We start from the raw sequence: 17,469 nt of genomic DNA on the forward strand, positions 1-17,469 counted from the left end.
AGGTCGGCCGCGAAGCTCGGCCCGGACAGGGCCGCGACCGGATTGTCCGGCAGCGCCTCGGCGGCGATCTCCGACATCAGCCGGCCGGTCTCGCGCTCGATGCCCTTGGCGCAAAGCACCACCGGCGCGCCCTGGCGCATGTGCGAGCGAGCCGCGGCCAGGACCGGACGCAGGGTCTGCGCCGGCGTCACGGCAAGGACGCAATCGGCATCGCGCAGGGCATCCCCCATGGCCGCGGTCGCGGCGAGCCGCGGGTCGAGGTCGATGCCCGGCAGGTAGCGCTCGTTGCGATGCGTTTGGACGATGGTCTCGGCAAGTGCCGCATCGCGCGCCCACAGCCTTGCGCGGTGGCCCGCCGTCAGCATCGCCGCACCCAGCGCGGTGCCCCAGGCGCCGGCGCCGAGCACCGCTATGGTCCAGCCCTTGCTCATGCCTTCGCTCCCCTTTTCCCCGCGCCGAACAAGGGTGCGGAAGCTTCGTCGAGCGGCCAGCGCGGCCGTGGCGCAAAGGAAAGCGCATCGTCCCCGGCAAGCCCGGCAGCAAGCCGCTCCATGCCTGCCCAGGCGATCATCGCGGCATTGTCGCCGCACAGTTTCAGCGGCGGAGCGACGAGGCGGAAGCCTTCCTCGCCGCACAAGGCTTCCAGCGCCGTCCGGATCGCCTGATTGGCGGCGACGCCGCCCGCCACGACGAGTGCCGGCTCGTCCAGCGCCGCGTGCTCTTTGCGGAAGCGCTCGAGGCTTTTCCTGACGCGGTCGGCCAGCGTCTCGGTCACGGCGGCCTGAAAGGAGGCGCAGATGTCGGCGATGTCGGCCTCGCTCAAGGGGGCAAGCTCCGTCGCGGCGCGGCGCACGGCCGTCTTCAGGCCGGAGAAGGAGAAATCCGGCCGCGCCTCGCCCTTCAGCGGGCGCGGAAAGGCAAAGCGCCGGGCGTTCCCCGATGCCGCCGCCCGTTCGACGCTGGGGCCGCCGGGATAGGGGAGGCCGAGCAGCTTCGCCGTCTTGTCGAAGGCCTCGCCCAGCGCATCGTCTATGGTGGAGGCCCAGCGTGCGTAGCGGCCGATTCCTTCGACATGCACGATCTGCGTGTGGCCGCCGGAGACGAGCAGCAGGAGATAGGGGAACTCGAGCCCGTCGGTGAGGCGCGCGGTCAGCGCATGGCCCTCCAGATGGTTGACCGGCACCAGGGGCTTGCCGGCGGCGGCCGCCACCGCCTTCGCCGTGGTCAGGCCGACGATCAACCCGCCGATCAGGCCGGGACCCGCGGTGGCGGCGATGGCGTCGATGTCGGAAAGGGTGCATCCCGCCTCGGCAAGAGCTGCCTCGATCACCCCGTCCAGCGCCTCCACATGGGCGCGCGCGGCGATCTCCGGCACCACGCCGCCGAAGGCCGAATGCTCGGCGATCTGGCTGAGGACGACGTTCGACAGGATGGCCGGCGCGCCGCCATCGTCGCCGACGACCGCCGCCGCCGTCTCGTCGCAACTCGTCTCGATGCCAAGAACGCGCGTCATTCAGCCTTACCCGTTCATGTTGCCGTCGCGGCCAATCCTCGGTAGGGGAGAGGTGCATCCGGTCTTTGGATGCGGGTTAGCACGGACGCGACGGCATGCAAACTGATGTGGTGAAGATCGGCACGCGCGGCAGCGCATTGGCGATGGCACAGGCGGCGGAGGTGCGCGCCCGGCTGATGGCCGCGCACGGCCTGCCGGAGGAAGCCTTCGAGATCGTCATCATCTCCACCTCGGGCGACCGCATCCAGGATCGGCCGCTGTCGCAGGCCGGCGGCAAGGGGCTGTTCACCAAGGAAATCGAGGAGGCGCTGATCGATGGTCGCATCGACCTCGCGGTGCATTCCTCGAAGGACATGCCCACCGTGCTGCCGGACGGGCTGGAGATTTCCGCCTTTCTCGAGCGCGAGGACGTGCGCGACGTTTTCATCGGCCGCTCTGTGGCGAGCCTCGAACACCTGCCGCACGGCGCCCGGCTCGGCACCTCGTCGCTGCGCCGTCAGGCGCTGGTGCTGCGGCTGCGGCCGGACCTTCAGGTCGGCATGTTCCGCGGCAACGTCCAGACCCGGCTGCGCAAGCTGGAGGCGGGCGAGGCCGATGGGACGCTGCTGGCCCTGGCCGGGCTGAAGCGGCTCGGCATGGCGCATGTGGCCGGCGAAGTGATGGACGTGGAACACTTTCCGCCGGCGCTCGGCCAGGGCGCGATCTGCATCGAAAGCCGTGTCGGCGATCGGCGCATCGGGCCGATGGTGGCGGCAATTCACCATGCGCCGACCGGCGCCGAGCTTGCCTGCGAGCGTGCCTTCCTCGCGGCGCTCGACGGTTCCTGCCGCACCCCGATCGCCGGCCTCGCACGGGCCGCGGGCGATGCCCTGCACTTCTCCGGCATGGTGCTGTCGCCGGATGGCCAGGAGGTCCACGAGATCGCCGTCGACGGCAAGGTGGCCGATGCCGTGCGCATCGGCGCCGATGCCGGAGCGGCGGTGCGCAGGAAAGCCGGTGCCGGGTTCTTCGACGGCTGGTCCTGACCGATGCGGGTGCTGGTCACGCGGTCAGAACCCGGCGCTTCCGAAACCGCCCAGCGGCTGCTCGCCCTCGGTTTCAAGCCGCTCGTCCTGCCGCTGACGAAGATCGTCCCGCTGCCGGTCGAGATGGAACCCGTGCCGGCCCATGCGATCGCCGTGACGAGCGCCAATGCGATCCGCCGTGCGCCCGAAGGACTGCTCGCGGAGATTGCCGGCAAGCCGGTTTTCGCCGTCGGGGAGCGCACGGGCGCAGAGGCGCGGCGCGCTGGCCTCAAGGTGATCGATGAGGATGCGGGCGATGCCGAGAGGCTCGCCCGGCACATTGATGCGGCCTTTCCCGCGCCCTGTCATGTGACCGTGCTGTGCGGGCGGGTGCGGCGCGGCGTTCTGGAAACGCGGCTGCGTGAGGCCGGACACCGCGTGCGGGTGGTCGAGACCTACGACACGCTGCCCTATGATCCGCCGGATGCCGAAATCGCCGCTTCGCTCGGCGAGGGCGGGATCGATGCGGTGCTGGTCCATTCGATCAACGGTGCCGAGCAGCTTCGCCGGCTGGCGGCGCGATCCACCGTCGGGGCGAAACTCGCCGGCGCGACCTATTATTGCCTGTCGCGCCGCATCGCCGATGCGATGGTGTCTGTGGCGCCGGAGAGGAAGCGGATCGCCGTTTCGCCGACGGAAGAGAGCCTGCTTGCCCTTTTCGAGGAGGACGGCTGATCGCAACCACCCTGTTTTCACCACGCCAGGGTATGATAGGACTTTATATGCACCGCACACAGTGCCCGATTTGCCCCTTGCCAGCGGAGTTGCCTGATGGTCAAAACGCCGAGAACGCGTCATTCGAAAACACAGCGGGAACCGGTGACCATCGATCTGGAGCCGGATCAGGTGAAGCGTGAAGAGGTGGACAAGAGCGAACCGGCAAAGGATGCCGCGGCGACGGCGGCCGGGCCTGTGAAGGCCGAACCGGCCGGGGGCGCGGCACGGACGCCTCGGGCCAAGGCGGAGACGGTCTCCAAGCCCGATTCCGCCGCCGGGGACAAGCCGAGCGGTTTTGGTCGGGCAAGCACCGGTGAACAGCCGAGGGCGGAAGCCGCGGCGGCCAGCGCCGGCACCGGCGCGCCCAAGCCCTCGCAGACGCCGAATGCGCCTCGCGGTGGAGGTGCCGGGGGCATGCTGGGGGCGGGCATTGCCGGCGGTGCCGTCGCGCTTGCCCTGGCCGCGGGCCTGCAGTGGTCGGGCGTCCTGCCCGGCCTGAAGCCGGAACCCAGGACCGCGGATCCAGCCGTCGAGACTTTGCGCCAGCAATTGGCGGCGCTGGAAAACAGGCTCGACGAGCAGCAGAGCCGCATTGAGACCGGCGGCGACGGGCAGGCCGACGCGGCGCTTGACGAGGCGAGGCAGCTGGCGAATTCGCTCGATGGGCGCGTTTCCGAACTCGGCGCGCAACTGTCCGCGCTGCAGGAAGCGGTCTCTTCCGGGTCGGCCGGCGAGGGGGCGGGCCTGGAGGCGCTGGCGGCGCGGGTAGCAACGCTGGAGGAGCGTGAGGGAGCTTCTGGCCAGGGCGCTGCGAACGAGGCCGTTTCGAGGCAGGTCTCGGAGCTTCAGGCGGGCGCCGACAAGATCACCGCTGCCGCCGATGCAGCGGCCAGGTCCGCGTCCGACAACGCGGCGGCGATCGCCGATCTGCGTGGCGAGGTCGACGCTCTGAAGGCAAGGCTGGAGGAAGGCGGCGGCGCCTCGCAGGTGGCGCAGGTGATCGCCGCCACCGCGCTGAAATCGGCGGTCGAACGCGGCGCGTCCTTTTCCAACGAGCTCGAGACCTATGCGGCGATCGCCTCGCCGGGCGCGGTCGAGGCGCTGGCGCCGTTGCGCCCCTATGCCGAAGCGGGCCTGCCGAGCCGCGCTGCGCTGGCGATCGAAGCGCCGAAGGCGGCGAGCCGCATCGTCGCGGCGACCGACCGTGCCGCAGCCGGCGACGGCGGCATCATCGACAATCTCTTGGCGAGCGCCCGCTCGCTGGTGGTGGTGCGGCCGGTCGGCGAGGTCGAGGGCAGCGAGCCCTCCGCAATTGCCGCGCGCATGGAGGCCGCGGTGATCGCCAACGACTACGGCAAGGCGCTTGCCGAATATGCTTCCCTGCCGGAGGCCGGCAAGGAAGCGGCCGCCGACTTCGCGAGAAAGCTCGAAGCGCGGCAGGCCGTCGACGCAGCTTTGGACAAGGCGCTCTCCGATGCGCTGAAGGGGGCATAGGCGCCGATGTTTCGCATCCTTTTCTATCTTGCCATCGTCTTCGTGCTCGGCCTGGGCTTCGCCTGGCTGGCGGAGCGGCCGGGCGATCTGGAGCTGATCTTCGCGGGAAACCGCTACGAGCTGACGCTGATGACGGCGGCGGCGGCGATCGTCGCCATCGTGGCGATGGTGATGCTGCTGTGGTGGCTGATCCGCAGCATCTGGACGAGCCCCTACACCGTGGCGCGCTATTTTCGCGTGCGCCGTCGTGACCGGGGCTATCAGGCCCTGTCCACCGGCATGATCGCCGCCGGGGCCGGCGATGGCGGGCTTGCCCGGCGCATGAGCCAGCAGGCGGCGAAGCTGATCTCGTCGGACCAGGAGCCGCTGATCCACCTGCTCGACGCCCAGGCGGCTCTCCTGGAAGGCGACCGGCAGGCCGCGCGCGACAAGTTCACCGCCATGCTCGACGATCCGGAGATGCGCCTTCTCGGCCTGCGCGGGCTCTATCTCGAGGCCGAGCGTCTCGGCGAGCGCGAGGCCGCGCGCCACTATGCGGAGCGGGCCGCCGAGGCGGCGCCCCAGCTCGCCTGGGCGGCGAACGCCGCGCTGGAGGGCAAGACCGGTGAAGGCGACTGGGACGGGGCGCTGAAGCTGCTCGACGCGCGCAAGTCGTCCGGTCAGGCCGAGCGCGACAGCGTGGCGCGCCGCCGGGCCGTGCTGCTCACGGCCAAGGCCATGGACCTGCTCGACGGCGATCCCCAGGGCGCCCGCACCGCCGCGCTGGAGGCCCACAGGTTGCGGCCGGATTTCGTCCCGGCAGCGGTGACGGCGGCGCGCGCCCTGTTTCGCCAGAACGAGCTGCGCAAGGGCTCCAAGGTTCTGGAGACGGTCTGGAAGAAGGAGCCGCATCCCGAGGTCGCCGACATCTATCTCCACGCCCGGCCGGGGGATTCGGCGCATGATCGGCTGGCGCGCGCCAAAAAGCTCGAGCAGTTGCGCCAGAACAATGCCGAATCGGCCCTCGTCGTCGGCCGCGCGGCGCTCGATGCCGGCGAGTACAAGCTGGCGCGCGAGGCGTGCGAGACTGCGGCGCGGCTCGGCCCGCGCGAAGCCGTCTACCTGTTGATGGCGGATGTCGAGGAGGCCGAGACCGGAGACCAGGGCCGGGTGCGGCACTGGCTGTCGAAGGCTCTTCGCGCGCCGCGCGATCCGGCCTGGGTGGCCGACGGCTACGTCTCGGAGCAATGGGCGCCGATCTCGCCCGTCACCGGCAAGCTCGACGCTTTCGAATGGCGCGTGCCGATGGAGCGGCTGGCACAGGTGATCGAGGGCGAGGAGGACTTCGCCCGGGCGCCCGCCATCGCCGCCCCGCCGAGGCTGGAGACAAAAGCCGAAGCGCCGGCCGAGGCGGAGCCAGTGGTGATCGAGCCCGAGCCCCCGGCTGAAAAGCCGGAACCGAAGGCGAAGCCGGCCCCGGCCGTCGAGAAGGCTGCGGCGCCCAACGGCAATGGCGGCGACGCCCAAAAACCCGTTTCTCCGCCACCTCCGGACGATCCGGGCATCGATCCTGACGAAGCCGACGGCTCGACGCAGAGCGGCTTCCGCCTATTTTAGGAACCAACGGTCGCCGTTCCCGGCGCTCCGCCTCAAACACTCATGACACCGGCCTGTTTCCCATGTTCGATCGCTTTCTCTCTTTCCTGAAAGACATTCCCGGCGGAGGGCGGGAAAAGCGCCTGCGCCCCGAGGACGATCCGCGCGTGGCGGCAGCAGCGCTGCTGTTCCACGTGCTCGACGCCGACGGCATCCGCGACGAAGCGGAGATGAAGCGGCTCAAGAAGAGTCTTTCGGAAACCTACAATGTCAGCGGCGCGGAGCTGGAAGGTCTCCTGCAGGCCGGCGAACAGGCGGAGCAGGAGGCGGTCGACCTCTACGCTTTCACCAGCGTCCTGAAACGGCATCTGGACGCTGAGGCGCGGAAGCAGTTTATTGGGCTGATGTGGGATATCGTCTTCGCCGACGGGGAAATGCACGAGCTGGAAGACAATCTCGTCTGGCGCGTGGCCGAGCTGATCGGCGTCGACAACCGCGACCGTGTGCTGCTGCGCCAGAAAGTGCAAGAGAAGAACAGCGAAGAATAGCCTGCCCATGGAGCCCGACCCAAGCCGAAAGATCCTTATCGTTCTGCATCAGGAAACGTCGAGCGCGGGTCGTGTCGGCCAGGTGCTGCAGGCGAGCGGCTTTTCGCTCGACATACGCCGCCCGCCGCTCGGACAGGCGTTGCCGGAAACGCTGGAGGATCACGCCGGCGCCGTCGTGTTCGGCGGGCCGATGAGCGCCAACGATCACGAGGAATATGTGCGGCGCGAGACGGACTGGCTGTCCGTGCCGCTCAGGGAGAACAAGCCTTTCCTCGGCATCTGCCTCGGCGCGCAATTGCTGGTCAAGCATCTCGGCGGCCATGTGAACGGCCATGACGACGGCCTGGTGGAAATCGGCTGGTATCCGCTGCGGGCGACGGACGAGGGGCGCCACCTCCTGCATTGGCCGGAGATGGTCTACCAGTTCCATCGCGAGGGCTTCTCCCTGCCGCGCGATGCGACGCTGCTTGCCACGGCGGATCACTACCCGAACCAGGCCTTCCGCTACGGGGAGAACGCCTGGGGCGTGCAGTTCCACGCCGAATTGACCCGCGCCATGATGCAGCGCTGGGTGGTGCGCGGCGCGCATCGGTTCGTCATGCCCGGCGCCCAGCAGGGGCGCGACCACCTGGGAGGGCGGCTGATCTGGGATCGGCATCTGAAGCAGTGGCTCGTCGAGTTCCTGCACCTGATCTTCGGCGGCGAGGGTGCGGCACGGCTCACCGCCGGCGACGAGGCCAAGGGCCGGCGCATGCCCGGTCAGCGCATGGTGGGCCGCCGCGGCGTGGCGTGAGGCTGGCCGCCGTGTCCTTGATTTCAGTGCCTGCGTGACAATTCCCGCGTCGCCGTCTCCAGCCCCGAAAGCGTCAGCGGATACATGCGGTCAGAGAACAGGTCGCGCAGCATCTGGATGGAGTGGGTGAAGCCCCAGTGCTTCTCGGGCACCGGATTGAGCCATACGGCATTCGGCCACTGGGCGAGGACGCGGGAGATCCAGACATGGCCGGCCTCCTGGTTCCAGTGCTCGACCGCACCGCCCGGATAGGCGATCTCGTAAGGGCTCATCGATGCGTCGCCGACGAAGATCACCTTGTAGTCGGAGCCGTATTTGTGCAGCACGTCGTAAGTCGGCACGACTTCCGAATGGCGCCGGCGGTTGTCCTTCCAGACGCCTTCGTAAAGGCAGTTGTGGAAGTAGAAATATTCCATGTGCTTGAACTCGGCGCGGCTGGCCGAGAACAGCTCCTCGACGATCCCGATGTGATCGTCCATCGAGCCGCCCACATCGAAGAACATCAGGAGCTTCAACGCATTGCGCCGCTCCGGCCGCGTCTGCACGTCCAGATAGCCATGCTCGGCGGTCGCCTGCACCGTGCCCGGCAGGTCGAATTCCTCCTCGGCGCCCTCGCGCACCCAGCGCCGCAGCCGCTTCAACGCGACCTTGATGTTGCGCGTGCCGAGCTCCACCGTGTCGTCGAAATTGCGGAACTCGCGCTTGTCCCAAACCTTCACGGCGCGGCGGTGGCGCGATTCATGCTGGCCGATGCGCACGCCTTCCGGATTGTAGCCATAGGCGCCGAAGGGAGAGGTGCCGGCGGTGCCGATCCACTTGCTGCCTCCCTGGTGGCGGCCCTTCTGCTCCTCGAGCCGCTTCTTCAGCGTCTCCATCAGCTTGTCGAAGCCGCCGAGCGCTTCGACAAGCTTCTTTTCCTCTTCCGTCAGGTGCTTCTCGGCGAGCCTTCTCAGCCAGTCTTCCGGAATCGCCTGCGCGTCCACGGCATCGCTCCCCGAGACGGCCTCGACGCCCCTGAAGGCATGGCCGAAAACCTGATCGAAGCGGTCGATGTGGCGCTCGTCCTTCACCAGCGCGGCGCGCGCCAGATAATAGAAGCCCTCGACGTCGTAAGTAACGAGATCCTTTTCCATCCCCTCGAGCAGCGACAGAAACTCGCGCAGCGAGACGGGCACGCGCGCGGCTTTCAGCTCGAGGAAGAAGGGGATGAACATGGGCCTCAGTTTCGCTGGTATTTGATGAACGGCGTCAGCTTGCCGATGCGATCATAGAGCTTACGGGCGGTCTCGTTGAAGTCCTGGGTCATCCAGTAGACATTCGCGGCGCCCTTCTGATCGGCCTTCTCGTACACCGCCTCGATCAGCGCCCGCCCGATGCCCTTGCCGCGGATTTCCGGATCGGCGTACAGATCCTGCAGATAGCAATTGTTGCCAACGGCCCAGCAGGTCCGGTGGAACATGTAATGCACGAGGCCGACCGGCTTGCCGTCGACCTCGGCGATCAGGCCGTTCGGCTCGTATTCGCCATCATCGAAGAGGCGCTTCCAGGTCGAGGCATAGACCTCTTCCGGCACGCTGGTCTTGTAGAACTCCAGATAAGCCGTCCACAGCCGGCGCCATTGCGGCTGGTCGGCAGGCGTAAGCGGGCGGATGGTGATGTCGGTCATGGATTTTTCCCCTGCTGAAAGTGCCATCACTGTTTTCGCGCCGACCGTGTCCAGCAAGGGCCAGTGGCCCGGAGGCTTTGCGCCTGCTCCTATTGACGCCGCGCCATGAAGGCGAGTTTTTCGAACAGGTGCACGTCCTGTTCGTTCTTGAGGAGTGCGCCGTGCAGCCGGGGCAGGGCGTTCTTCGCGTCGACCCGCAGGTCTTCCGGCTGGATGTCGTCCGCCACGAGCAGCCGGATCCAGTCGAGCGCCTCGGAGGTCGACGGCTTCTTCTTCAGGCCCGCCATGTCGCGGATCTTGTAGAACTGGCTGAGCGCCGCCGAAACCAGCTTCTGCTTGATGCCCGGATAATGAACCTCGACGATGCGGGTGAGCGTTTCAGGATCGGGAAAGCGGATGTAGTGGAAGAAGCAGCGGCGCAGGAAGGCGTCGGGCAGCTCCTTCTCGTTGTTGGAGGTGATGATGACGATCGGGCGGATGTCGGCGCGCACCGTCTCACCGGTCTCGTAGACGAAGAACTCCATCTTATCGAGTTCCTGCAGCAGATCGTTCGGGAACTCGATGTCGGCCTTGTCGATCTCGTCGATCAGGAGCACGGTCTTACGGCGGGCGGCGAAGGCTTCCCACAGTTTGCCGCGCTTGATGTAGTTGGTGATGTCGTTGAAGCGCTCGTCGCCGAGCTGGCTGTCGCGCAGGCGCGAAACGGCATCGTATTCGTAAAGGCCCTGCTGGGCGCGCGTCGTCGACTTGACATGCCATTCGATCAGGTCGAGGCCGAGGCTTGCCGCCACCTGGCGCGCCAGCTCGGTCTTGCCGGTGCCGGGTTCTCCCTTGACCAGCAAGGGGCGTTCCAGCGCGATCGCCGCGTTGACGGCCACCATCAGATCCTTGTCGGCGACATAGTCCGCCGTGCCTTCGAAACGCATGCGCTCCAGTCCCCTGGTTTGTTCAAGTCGAAACGGTACCGCGAAACTATGAGGTGGACATTGCGAGCGCAAGAGCACGAATGCCTCTGGCGGAGCGCCGGGCGGAAGCCTATATTGGCGACGGCGGTCTGCGCTTCCCGACAGGAAAACTTATCCCCGGGGCCTTATCGATCCTTAAGGGAGTTGTTCCTGGCCTTGCCCGTGGGCTCGGTCACACGGCGCCCACCTACTTTGTAGGTTCCCGGGATCGACATTCCATCGGTCGTCGTGGATCGCTCTGTTTTCTTCCTTTCCCGATGCCGCCGGCTCGCCTATCGTGCCGGCATGTCGAGCCCCTGCGCACCCCCCTCTGTCCTGCCGGACATCTCCCCCTCAAGGGGGGAGATTGGACGGCATTTGCGGATGCGCCAAGCTGCATCCGCGGGTGCGCGAGGCATCGATGCCAGCCAATCTCCCCCCTTGAGGGGGAGATGGCCGGCAGGCCAGAGGGGGGCACGCCGTGCATTCCCCTTCACGGATTGCGTTCCATGACCACCCCGCGCGACCTCAAGAAGGAACTGCGCCAGGCGGCGCTTGGCCGGCGCGATGCGCTGGACGCCTTGTGGCGGGCGCAGGTCGGGCTGAAGCTTGCGGAGTGGGCGGACAGGTTCGACCCCGCCCCCGGCACGGTCGTTTCCGGTTTCTGGCCGATGCGTTCCGAGATGGACGTGCGCCCGCTGATGGAGGCGCTCGCCGAGCGCGGCGCGCGCCTCTGCCTGCCGGCGATCCTCGACAAGACCACCATCGTCTTTCGCGAATTCATGCGCGATGCGGATCTCGTCGACATGGGCTTCGGCACCCAGGGGCCGGCCGCCGACGCCCCGGTGCTCGATCCGGACCTGATGCTCGTCCCGCTTGCCGCCTTCGACGGGCGCGGCCACCGCATCGGCTATGGCGCGGGCTATTACGACCGGGCGATCGCCCGGCTCAAGCACAACGGCGGCGAGCCGCGCCTGATCGGCATCGCCTTCGATTGCCAGGAGGTGGATCGCGTGCCGGACGAAGCGCACGATGTCGCGCTCGGCGAAATCCTCACCGAAAGCGGCTTGCGTCGCTTCGCGTCGGACCTATAGAACCGTGCGATGCGATTTTTGTTTTTAGGCGACATGGTGGGACGGTCGGGCCGGATGGCTGTCTGGGAGCAATTGCCCGGACTGATCTCCGATCTCAAGCTCGATTTCGTGGTGGTGAATGGCGAGAACGCGGCAGGCGGCTTCGGCATCACCGAGGAGATCTTCAGGAACACGCTGGATGCCGGCGCCGACGTGGTGACGACCGGCAATCACGTGTGGGACCAACGCGAGGCGCTGACCTTCGCGCCGCGCGAGGAGCGCTTCCTGCGGCCCGCGAATTTCCCGAAGGGCACGCCCGGCCGCGGTTCGGGCGTCTACATCGCCCGCAACGGGGCCCGCGTGCTGGTTTCCAACATCATGGGCAGGGTGTTCATGCATCCGGAGCTGGACGATCCCTTCGCCTGCGGTGAAGAGATCCTGGCTGCCTGCCCGCTCGGCGAGCAGGCCGATGCGGTGATCATCGACTTCCACGCCGAGGCGACTTCGGAGAAGATGTGCTTCGGCCACTTCGTCGATGGTCGGGCGAGCGTCGTCGTGGGCACCCACACGCACCAGCCGACCGCCGATCACCAGATCCTCAACAACGGCACGGGCTATCTATCCGACGCGGGCATGTGCGGAGATTATGATTCCTCGCTCGGCATGGACAAGGAGGAACCGCTCAACCGTTTCACCGCCAAGGTGCCGAAGGGGCGCTTCGAGGCGGCGGACGGTCCGGCGACGATCTGCGGGCTGGGCGTGGAGATTTCCGACAGCACGGGCCTTACGGAAAAGATCGCGCCGCTGCGTCTAGGGCCGCGGCTCGAGGAAACCATCCCCGCCTTCTGGCGTTGACGCTGAAGGGGGGCGCCCCTAACTCTTCGGGACTTGTTTACGAGAATTGCCAGTGAGGGGTGCAGCAATGGAATGGCTTGCCGGTCATTTTGAGTTCGTCACGAGCCCGGAAGCCTGGGTTGCGCTGGTCACCCTCGTGGTGCTGGAGATCGTGCTCGGCATCGACAATCTGATCTTCATTTCCATATTGACCAACAAGCTGCCCAAGGAGCAGCAGAGGATGGCACGGCGGCTGGGCATCAGCGCGGCGCTGATCCTGCGGCTTGCCCTGCTTGCCACCATCTCGATCATCGTGCAGCTCACCGAGCCCGTGTTCGAGCTGTTCGGCCATGGGTTCTCCTGGCGGGACCTGATCCTGATCACCGGCGGCCTGTTCCTCGTCTGGAAGGCGACCAAGGAGATCCACCACTCGGTCGATCCCGACGACGGAAAGGAAAACATGGTCGGCGCAAAGGTGACCATGTCCATCGGCGGCGCCATCGTGCAGATCCTGCTGCTCGACCTGGTGTTCTCCATCGATTCCATCATCACCGCGGTCGGCATGACCGACGAGATCGCCATCATGTTCATCGCCGTGATCGCGGCCGTGACGGTGATGCTGATCGCCGCCGAGCCGCTGTCGCGCTTCATCGCCGCCAACCCGACCGTCGTCATGCTGGCGCTGGGCTTCCTTTTGATGATCGGCATGACGCTGATCGCCGACGGCATGGGCTTCCATGTGCCCAAGGGCTATGTCTACACCGCCATGGGGTTCTCGGCGTTGGTCGAAGGGCTCAACATGCTGGCGCGCCGCAAGAGGGCGCGCGAGAAGGCGCTGGCCGAACAGGCATCGGAGTAGAACGAGCGGCAACCGGAAGGCTCCGGCCGCCGGTGCGGAGCCTTCCCGGGCACAAGTCCTCTCGCCGTTGGCGGGAGGGGCTTCAGACCCCCTGCAGGATGACGATCGTCGGCCGGCGCGGCAGGGCGTCGAGCGAAACGGTGATGCTGGGCGCGTCGCGGAAGTCGATGTCGAACCCGTCGCCCATGCGGCCCGTGAACTCGCCGAGCGAGGTCGAATGGCGGTGCATCGGCAGGATCACCGAGGAGGAGAGCCTGCGGGCGATCTCGCTCATGCCGTCCAGGGAAAGCGTCAGGCCGCCGTCGATGGGCACCATGAGCACGTCCAGCCGGCCGATCGCCGCATAGTGGGCGTTTTCCAGCTTGTGGTGCAGATGGCCGAGATGTCCGATGCACAGGCCCGCAACCTCGAAGATGAAGATCGAGTTCGCGTCGGGCTCCGCCATGCCGTAGCGGCGGATGTCGGTGGTGACGTTGCGGATGTAGACGTCCTCGACCAGCAGCGAGTGCTTCACCGGCCCGCCGTCGGGATTCCAGCCGGGCAGCACATGCTCGATGGCCGGATCCGGATTGGCGGTGAAATGCGTCCCATGCGCCTTGTTCATGGTCACGACGCGCGGCGGCGGGGTGGCGCCGTAGCTGCCCGAAAAATCGGTGGCGATCGTCACGCCGGCCGGCGTTCCGATGATGTAGGTCGAATGCCCGGCATAGGTGATCGTGACGGGGCCGCCATTTGCCATGGCGGGTGTCGAAAGCGAGGCATAGATGACATCGGGCAGGGCGCGCGCCATCGCCAGGCAGGTGCTCGGACGCTCGGTCTGGGCGCTCGCCGCGGCGGCGGACAGAGTGAGGAACGACCATAAGAGGGCGATCATGCGGAAGCTGGTCATGGGCATCTCCCGTTTCGTCAGGTGTCGGTACTCTGCGGGGTGCGGGCGGAAATCCGCTCCACCATGCTGCCGCCGACGTTCCGCACTTCTGGACGTTGGCCGGCATCTTCACTATAAGGCGCGGCAATTCCGATGTTTTCAAAAGACCGTGAGAAGGAGCCCATGGCCGGTCATTCCCAATTCAAGAACATCATGCACCGCAAGGGGCGGCAGGATGCCGTCCGCTCCAAGATGTTTTCCAAGCTGGCGCGCGAGATCACCGTTGCCGCCAAATCCGGCTTGCCCGACCCGATGATGAATCCCCGCCTGCGCCTTGCCGTGCAGAACGCCAAGGCGCAGTCGATGCCGAAGGACAACATCGAGCGCGCCATCAAGAAGGCGTCGGGCGGCGATGCGGAGAACTACGAGGAAGTGCGCTACGAGGGCTACGGGCCGGGCGGCATCGCCGTCATCGTCGAGGCGCTGACGGACAACCGCAACCGTTCCGCATCCAACATCCGCGCCGCCTTCACCAAGGCCGGCGGCTCGCTGGGTGAGACGGGCTCGGTGTCGTTCATGTTCGACCGTGTCGGCGAGATCATCTATCCCGCCGCGGCCGGCGATGCGGACAAGGTGATGGAAGCGGCCATCGAGGCCGGTGCCGAAGACGTCCAGTCGGACGAGAACGGCCATGTCATCACTTGCGGGTTCGAGGATATCGGCGAGGTCACCTCGGCGCTGGAAGCCTCGCTCGGCGAGGCCGAATCCGTGAAGGCGATCTGGCGCCCGCAGACCGGCACGCCGGTCGACGAGGAGCGCGCCCAGTCTATCCTCAAGCTGATTGCCACGCTCGAAGACGACGACGACGTGCAGAACGTCTACGCCAACTTCGAGGTGGACGAGGAAACGCTCGCCAAGCTCAGCGCGGCCTGACGCCCGTGAGCGAGCACCGCGTTGCGATCACCTATTGCACGCAATGCCAATGGCTCCTGCGTTCGGCCTGGCTGGCGCAGGAGCTTCTCTCCACCTTTTCCGTAGAACTCGACGAGGTCAGCCTGCGGCCCGGAACGGGCGGCATCTTCGAGGTCACTTGCGATGGCATCCTGATCTGGGAGCGCAAGCGCGACGGTGGCTTTCCCGATGCCAAGACGCTGAAGCAGCGCGTCCGCGACATCATCGATCCCGAACGCGATCTCGGTCACATCGACAAGACGGCAACAAAAAACCCGCCTGAATAAGGCGGGTTTCTCGAAAGCTTCGCTGAGGGTGGGATCAGATGCCCAGGCCCTGGTAGCGCTGCTTGAACTTCGACACGCGTCCGCCGCGGTCGACGAGCGACTGCTGGCCGCCGGTCCAGGCCGGATGCGAGGACGGATCGATGTCGAGCTGCAGCGTGTCGCCTTCCTTGCCCCAAGTGGAGCGCGTCTCGTACTCGGTGCCGTCCGTCATGACGACCTTGATCAAGTGATAGTCGGGATGAATTTCGGCTTTCATCGGTCTGTCCTGAACTCTTTACCGGTGCCAATCGGCCCACGATTGCGGCAATTGCACCCATCTTGAAAACTTGAAGCCGCGGCCAAGGAAGGCTACGGCTTCACAAAGGTTGGCGAGCCTATACATCAGGTGTATCGCCAAGACAAGGCTTGAGCGGTGCACAAATTGTCCGCTGCGGCGAGGCGATGAAGAAGGGGCAGGCGATGGCACGCGCGGGCATGGCGTTCGAGACGGCGGAAGCGGCGGCGAAGCGGCGGTCGCTCAAGCCGCTGCGCCGCCTGTTTCCCTATGTCGGGCGCTATCGCTGGCTGGCCGTCGGCGCCTTGTTGTTCCTGGTGCTTGCGGCAATCGCCACGCTGACGCTGCCGCTTGCCGTGCGACGGATGATCGATCACGGTTTTTCCGAATCCGATTCCGTCTTCATCACCAATTACTTTTCCATGCTGATCGTCATCGCGGCGGTGCTGGCGCTGGCTTCCGCCGGCCGCTATTTCTTCGTCATAACGCTCGGCGAGCGCGTGGTGGCGGATCTGCGCCGCGACGTCTTCGCCCATGTGACGAAGCTGTCGCCGGCCTTCTATGACGGCGTCCAGTCGGGCGAGATCGCCTCACGGCTTTCGGCGGATGCGACGCAGGTCAAATCGGCGGTCGGCGCGACCGCCTCGGTGGCGCTGCGCAACCTGATCATGGGGCTGGGTGCCGTCTGCATGATGGTGGTGACGAGCCCGCGCCTTTCGCTGCTGGTGGTCGCGGCGATCCCCGTCATCGTGCTGCCGCTGGTGGCGTTCGGCCGGTCGGTGCGGCGCCGCTCGCGCTTCGCGCAGGACACGCTTGCCGACGCCACGGCCTATGCGAGCGAGCAGATCGGCGCCGTGCGCACGCTGCAGGCCTTCACCGGCGAGGCGGCGGTGACGCGCAAGTTTGCCGCCGCCATCGAGGTCGCCTTCGCCGCCGCCCGATCCTCCATCCTGGCGCGCTCCTTCCTCACCTTCTTTGCCATCTTCCTGACCTTCACCTCGGTGGTGGCGGTCCTTTGGTTCGGCTCGCGCGACGTCCTGTCGGGGGCGATGACGCCGGGCACGCTCGGTCAGTTCCTGCTCTATTCGGTGCTGGCGGCAGGCGCGCTGGGGGCGCTGTCGGAGGTGTGGGGCGAGCTCTCGCAGGCGGCCGGCGCGGCCGAGCGGATGAGCGAGCTTCTGGCCGAGGAGCCGGTCATCGCCGCGCCGGCCGCGCCCATCGCCCTTCCGGAGCCGGCGCGGGGAGCCGTGGCGTTCGAGGCGGTGTCCTTCGCCTATCCGGCGCGGCCCGACCGCTCGGCCCTGCACGGGCTTTCATTGACGATCGAGCCGGGCGAGACCGTCGCCATCGTCGGGCCGTCCGGTGCCGGCAAGACGACCGTGTTCTCCCTGCTGCTGCGCTATTACGACCCGGACCAGGGCCGCATTCTCGTCGACGGCATCGACGCCCGGACGGCGGACCCGCAGGCCCTGCGGTCACGCATGGCCATCGTCCCGCAGGACGTCACCATCTTCGCCGCGAGCGCTGCCGAGAACATCGCCTTCGGTCGGCCCGAGGCCAGCCGCGCCGAGATCGAGGCGGCGGCCAGGGCGGCGCTGGCGCATGATTTCATCAGCGAGCTGGCGCAGGGCTATGACACGCAGGTCGGCGAGCGCGGCGTGATGCTCTCCGGCGGGCAGCGGCAGCGCGTCGCGATCGCCCGCGCCATCCTGCGCGACGCACCGATCCTCCTCCTGGACGAAGCGACCTCGGCGCTCGATTCGCGAAGCGAGACCCTGGTGCAGAAGGCGCTGGAGCATCTGATGAAGGGGCGCACCACGCTGGTCATCGCGCATCGCCTGGCAACCGTGCTCAAGGCCGACCGCATCCTCGTGATGGAAGACGGACGGATCGTCGAGGAAGGAACGCATGCGGCGCTGGTCGCCAAGGGCGGCGTCTATGCGCGGCTTGCGAGCCTGCAATTCAAGGCCGGTGCCGATGCGTTCGGCTTCGGCGACGCGGCGGAGTAG

Annotated in this window: 19 protein-coding genes and 1 other RNA gene; 13 read left to right on the top strand and 7 right to left on the bottom strand. The window is 67.0% G+C overall.

The genetic code is table 11. From position 1 onward, the window contains the following. Window positions 1–431 (bottom strand): 2-dehydropantoate 2-reductase N-terminal domain-containing protein (locus NUU27_RS13625; RefSeq protein WP_257762662.1); only part of this gene is annotated, 431 nt, incomplete at its 3' end. Then, complete coding sequence (tsaD, locus tag NUU27_RS13630) at window positions 428–1,513, bottom strand: tRNA (adenosine(37)-N6)-threonylcarbamoyltransferase complex transferase subunit TsaD (protein WP_257762663.1); 1,086 nt, start codon at window positions 1,511–1,513, stop codon at window positions 428–430. The genes NUU27_RS13625 and tsaD, both read right to left, overlap by 4 nt. A gap of 95 nt (window positions 1,514–1,608) precedes the next feature. On the opposite strand from tsaD, the gene hemC reads away from it, so the two are divergent. The 6 genes from hemC (at window position 1,609) to NUU27_RS13660 (ending at window position 7,704) form a co-directional block, all read left to right on the top strand. Beyond that, window positions 1,609–2,538, top strand: a complete 930-nt coding sequence (hemC, locus tag NUU27_RS13635) for a hydroxymethylbilane synthase (protein WP_257762664.1) — start codon at window positions 1,609–1,611, stop codon at window positions 2,536–2,538. 3 nt (window positions 2,539–2,541) lie between these two features. Then, on the top strand, window positions 2,542–3,252 hold the full coding sequence (locus NUU27_RS13640) for a uroporphyrinogen-III synthase (RefSeq protein ID WP_257762665.1): 711 nt from the start codon (window positions 2,542–2,544) through the stop codon (window positions 3,250–3,252). 96 nt (window positions 3,253–3,348) lie between these two features. Beyond that, complete coding sequence (locus NUU27_RS13645) at window positions 3,349–4,788, top strand: COG4223 family protein (RefSeq protein WP_257762666.1); 1,440 nt, start codon at window positions 3,349–3,351, stop codon at window positions 4,786–4,788. 6 nt (window positions 4,789–4,794) lie between these two features. Further along, window positions 4,795–6,384, top strand: a complete 1,590-nt coding sequence (locus NUU27_RS13650) for a heme biosynthesis protein HemY (RefSeq protein ID WP_257762667.1) — start codon at window positions 4,795–4,797, stop codon at window positions 6,382–6,384. Window positions 6,385–6,446: 62 nt separating this feature from the next. Continuing rightward, window positions 6,447–6,911: a TerB family tellurite resistance protein gene (locus NUU27_RS13655; protein WP_257762668.1), complete on the top strand. Its 465-nt coding sequence runs from the start codon at window positions 6,447–6,449 to the stop codon at window positions 6,909–6,911. Window positions 6,912–6,918: 7 nt separating this feature from the next. Further along, window positions 6,919–7,704 (top strand): glutamine amidotransferase, encoded by a 786-nt coding sequence (locus NUU27_RS13660; protein WP_257762669.1) that lies wholly within the window; start codon window positions 6,919–6,921, stop codon window positions 7,702–7,704. Between the two features lie 23 nt (window positions 7,705–7,727). On the opposite strand, the gene NUU27_RS13665 is transcribed toward NUU27_RS13660, so the two are convergent. The 3 genes from NUU27_RS13665 to NUU27_RS13675 all read right to left on the bottom strand — a co-directional run bounded on the left by NUU27_RS13665 (window position 7,728) and on the right by NUU27_RS13675 (window position 10,296). Further along, the gene (locus NUU27_RS13665) at window positions 7,728–8,918 is read right to left on the bottom strand and encodes a VWA domain-containing protein (RefSeq protein WP_257762670.1); all 1,191 of its coding nucleotides are present in this window, start codon (window positions 8,916–8,918) and stop codon (window positions 7,728–7,730) included. 5 nt (window positions 8,919–8,923) lie between these two features. Beyond that, on the bottom strand, window positions 8,924–9,370 hold the full coding sequence (locus NUU27_RS13670) for a GNAT family N-acetyltransferase (RefSeq protein ID WP_257762671.1): 447 nt from the start codon (window positions 9,368–9,370) through the stop codon (window positions 8,924–8,926). Window positions 9,371–9,459: 89 nt separating this feature from the next. Then, window positions 9,460–10,296: a MoxR family ATPase gene (locus tag NUU27_RS13675; protein ID WP_257762672.1), complete on the bottom strand. Its 837-nt coding sequence runs from the start codon at window positions 10,294–10,296 to the stop codon at window positions 9,460–9,462. Between the two features lie 122 nt (window positions 10,297–10,418). On the opposite strand from NUU27_RS13675, the gene ssrS reads away from it, so the two are divergent. The 4 genes from ssrS to NUU27_RS13695 all read left to right on the top strand — a co-directional run bounded on the left by ssrS (window position 10,419) and on the right by NUU27_RS13695 (window position 13,080). Further along, window positions 10,419–10,574, top strand: a non-coding RNA gene (gene ssrS / locus NUU27_RS13680) — 6S RNA. A 249-nt stretch (window positions 10,575–10,823) separates the two neighbouring features. Further along, entirely contained in the window at window positions 10,824–11,408 is a 585-nt protein-coding gene (locus NUU27_RS13685) for a 5-formyltetrahydrofolate cyclo-ligase (RefSeq protein ID WP_257762673.1), read from the top strand. Between the two features lie 9 nt (window positions 11,409–11,417). Further along, window positions 11,418–12,242, top strand: a complete 825-nt coding sequence (locus NUU27_RS13690) for a YmdB family metallophosphoesterase (protein ID WP_257762674.1) — start codon at window positions 11,418–11,420, stop codon at window positions 12,240–12,242. A gap of 67 nt (window positions 12,243–12,309) precedes the next feature. Continuing rightward, the gene (locus tag NUU27_RS13695; protein ID WP_257762697.1) at window positions 12,310–13,080 is read left to right on the top strand and encodes a TerC family protein; all 771 of its coding nucleotides are present in this window, start codon (window positions 12,310–12,312) and stop codon (window positions 13,078–13,080) included. Window positions 13,081–13,162: 82 nt separating this feature from the next. Here the strand turns inward: NUU27_RS13695 and NUU27_RS13700 are convergent, their stop codons facing one another. Continuing rightward, entirely contained in the window at window positions 13,163–13,969 is an 807-nt protein-coding gene (locus NUU27_RS13700; RefSeq protein WP_257762675.1) for an MBL fold metallo-hydrolase, read from the bottom strand. A 162-nt stretch (window positions 13,970–14,131) separates the two neighbouring features. Between NUU27_RS13700 and NUU27_RS13705 the strand changes: the two genes are divergently transcribed. Together NUU27_RS13705 and NUU27_RS13710 are read left to right on the top strand one after the other, a co-directional pair. Next, on the top strand, window positions 14,132–14,881 hold the full coding sequence (locus NUU27_RS13705; protein ID WP_257762676.1) for a YebC/PmpR family DNA-binding transcriptional regulator: 750 nt from the start codon (window positions 14,132–14,134) through the stop codon (window positions 14,879–14,881). 5 nt (window positions 14,882–14,886) lie between these two features. Continuing rightward, a complete protein-coding gene (locus NUU27_RS13710) occupies window positions 14,887–15,186 on the top strand; it encodes a SelT/SelW/SelH family protein (RefSeq protein WP_257762677.1) in 300 nt (99 codons plus the stop codon). Window positions 15,187–15,220: 34 nt separating this feature from the next. On the opposite strand, the gene rpmE is transcribed toward NUU27_RS13710, so the two are convergent. Beyond that, complete coding sequence (gene rpmE / locus NUU27_RS13715) at window positions 15,221–15,442, bottom strand: 50S ribosomal protein L31 (RefSeq protein WP_257762678.1); 222 nt, start codon at window positions 15,440–15,442, stop codon at window positions 15,221–15,223. A gap of 218 nt (window positions 15,443–15,660) precedes the next feature. Here rpmE and NUU27_RS13720 point away from each other — a divergent pair, with 218 nt between their 5' ends. Continuing rightward, window positions 15,661–17,469: an ABC transporter transmembrane domain-containing protein gene (locus tag NUU27_RS13720; RefSeq protein WP_257762698.1), complete on the top strand. Its 1,809-nt coding sequence runs from the start codon at window positions 15,661–15,663 to the stop codon at window positions 17,467–17,469.

Origin of the sequence: Nitratireductor sp. ZSWI3, from assembly GCF_024655565.1 — a bacterium.
In the GTDB taxonomy this organism is placed as follows: domain Bacteria; phylum Pseudomonadota; class Alphaproteobacteria; order Rhizobiales; family Rhizobiaceae; genus Nitratireductor.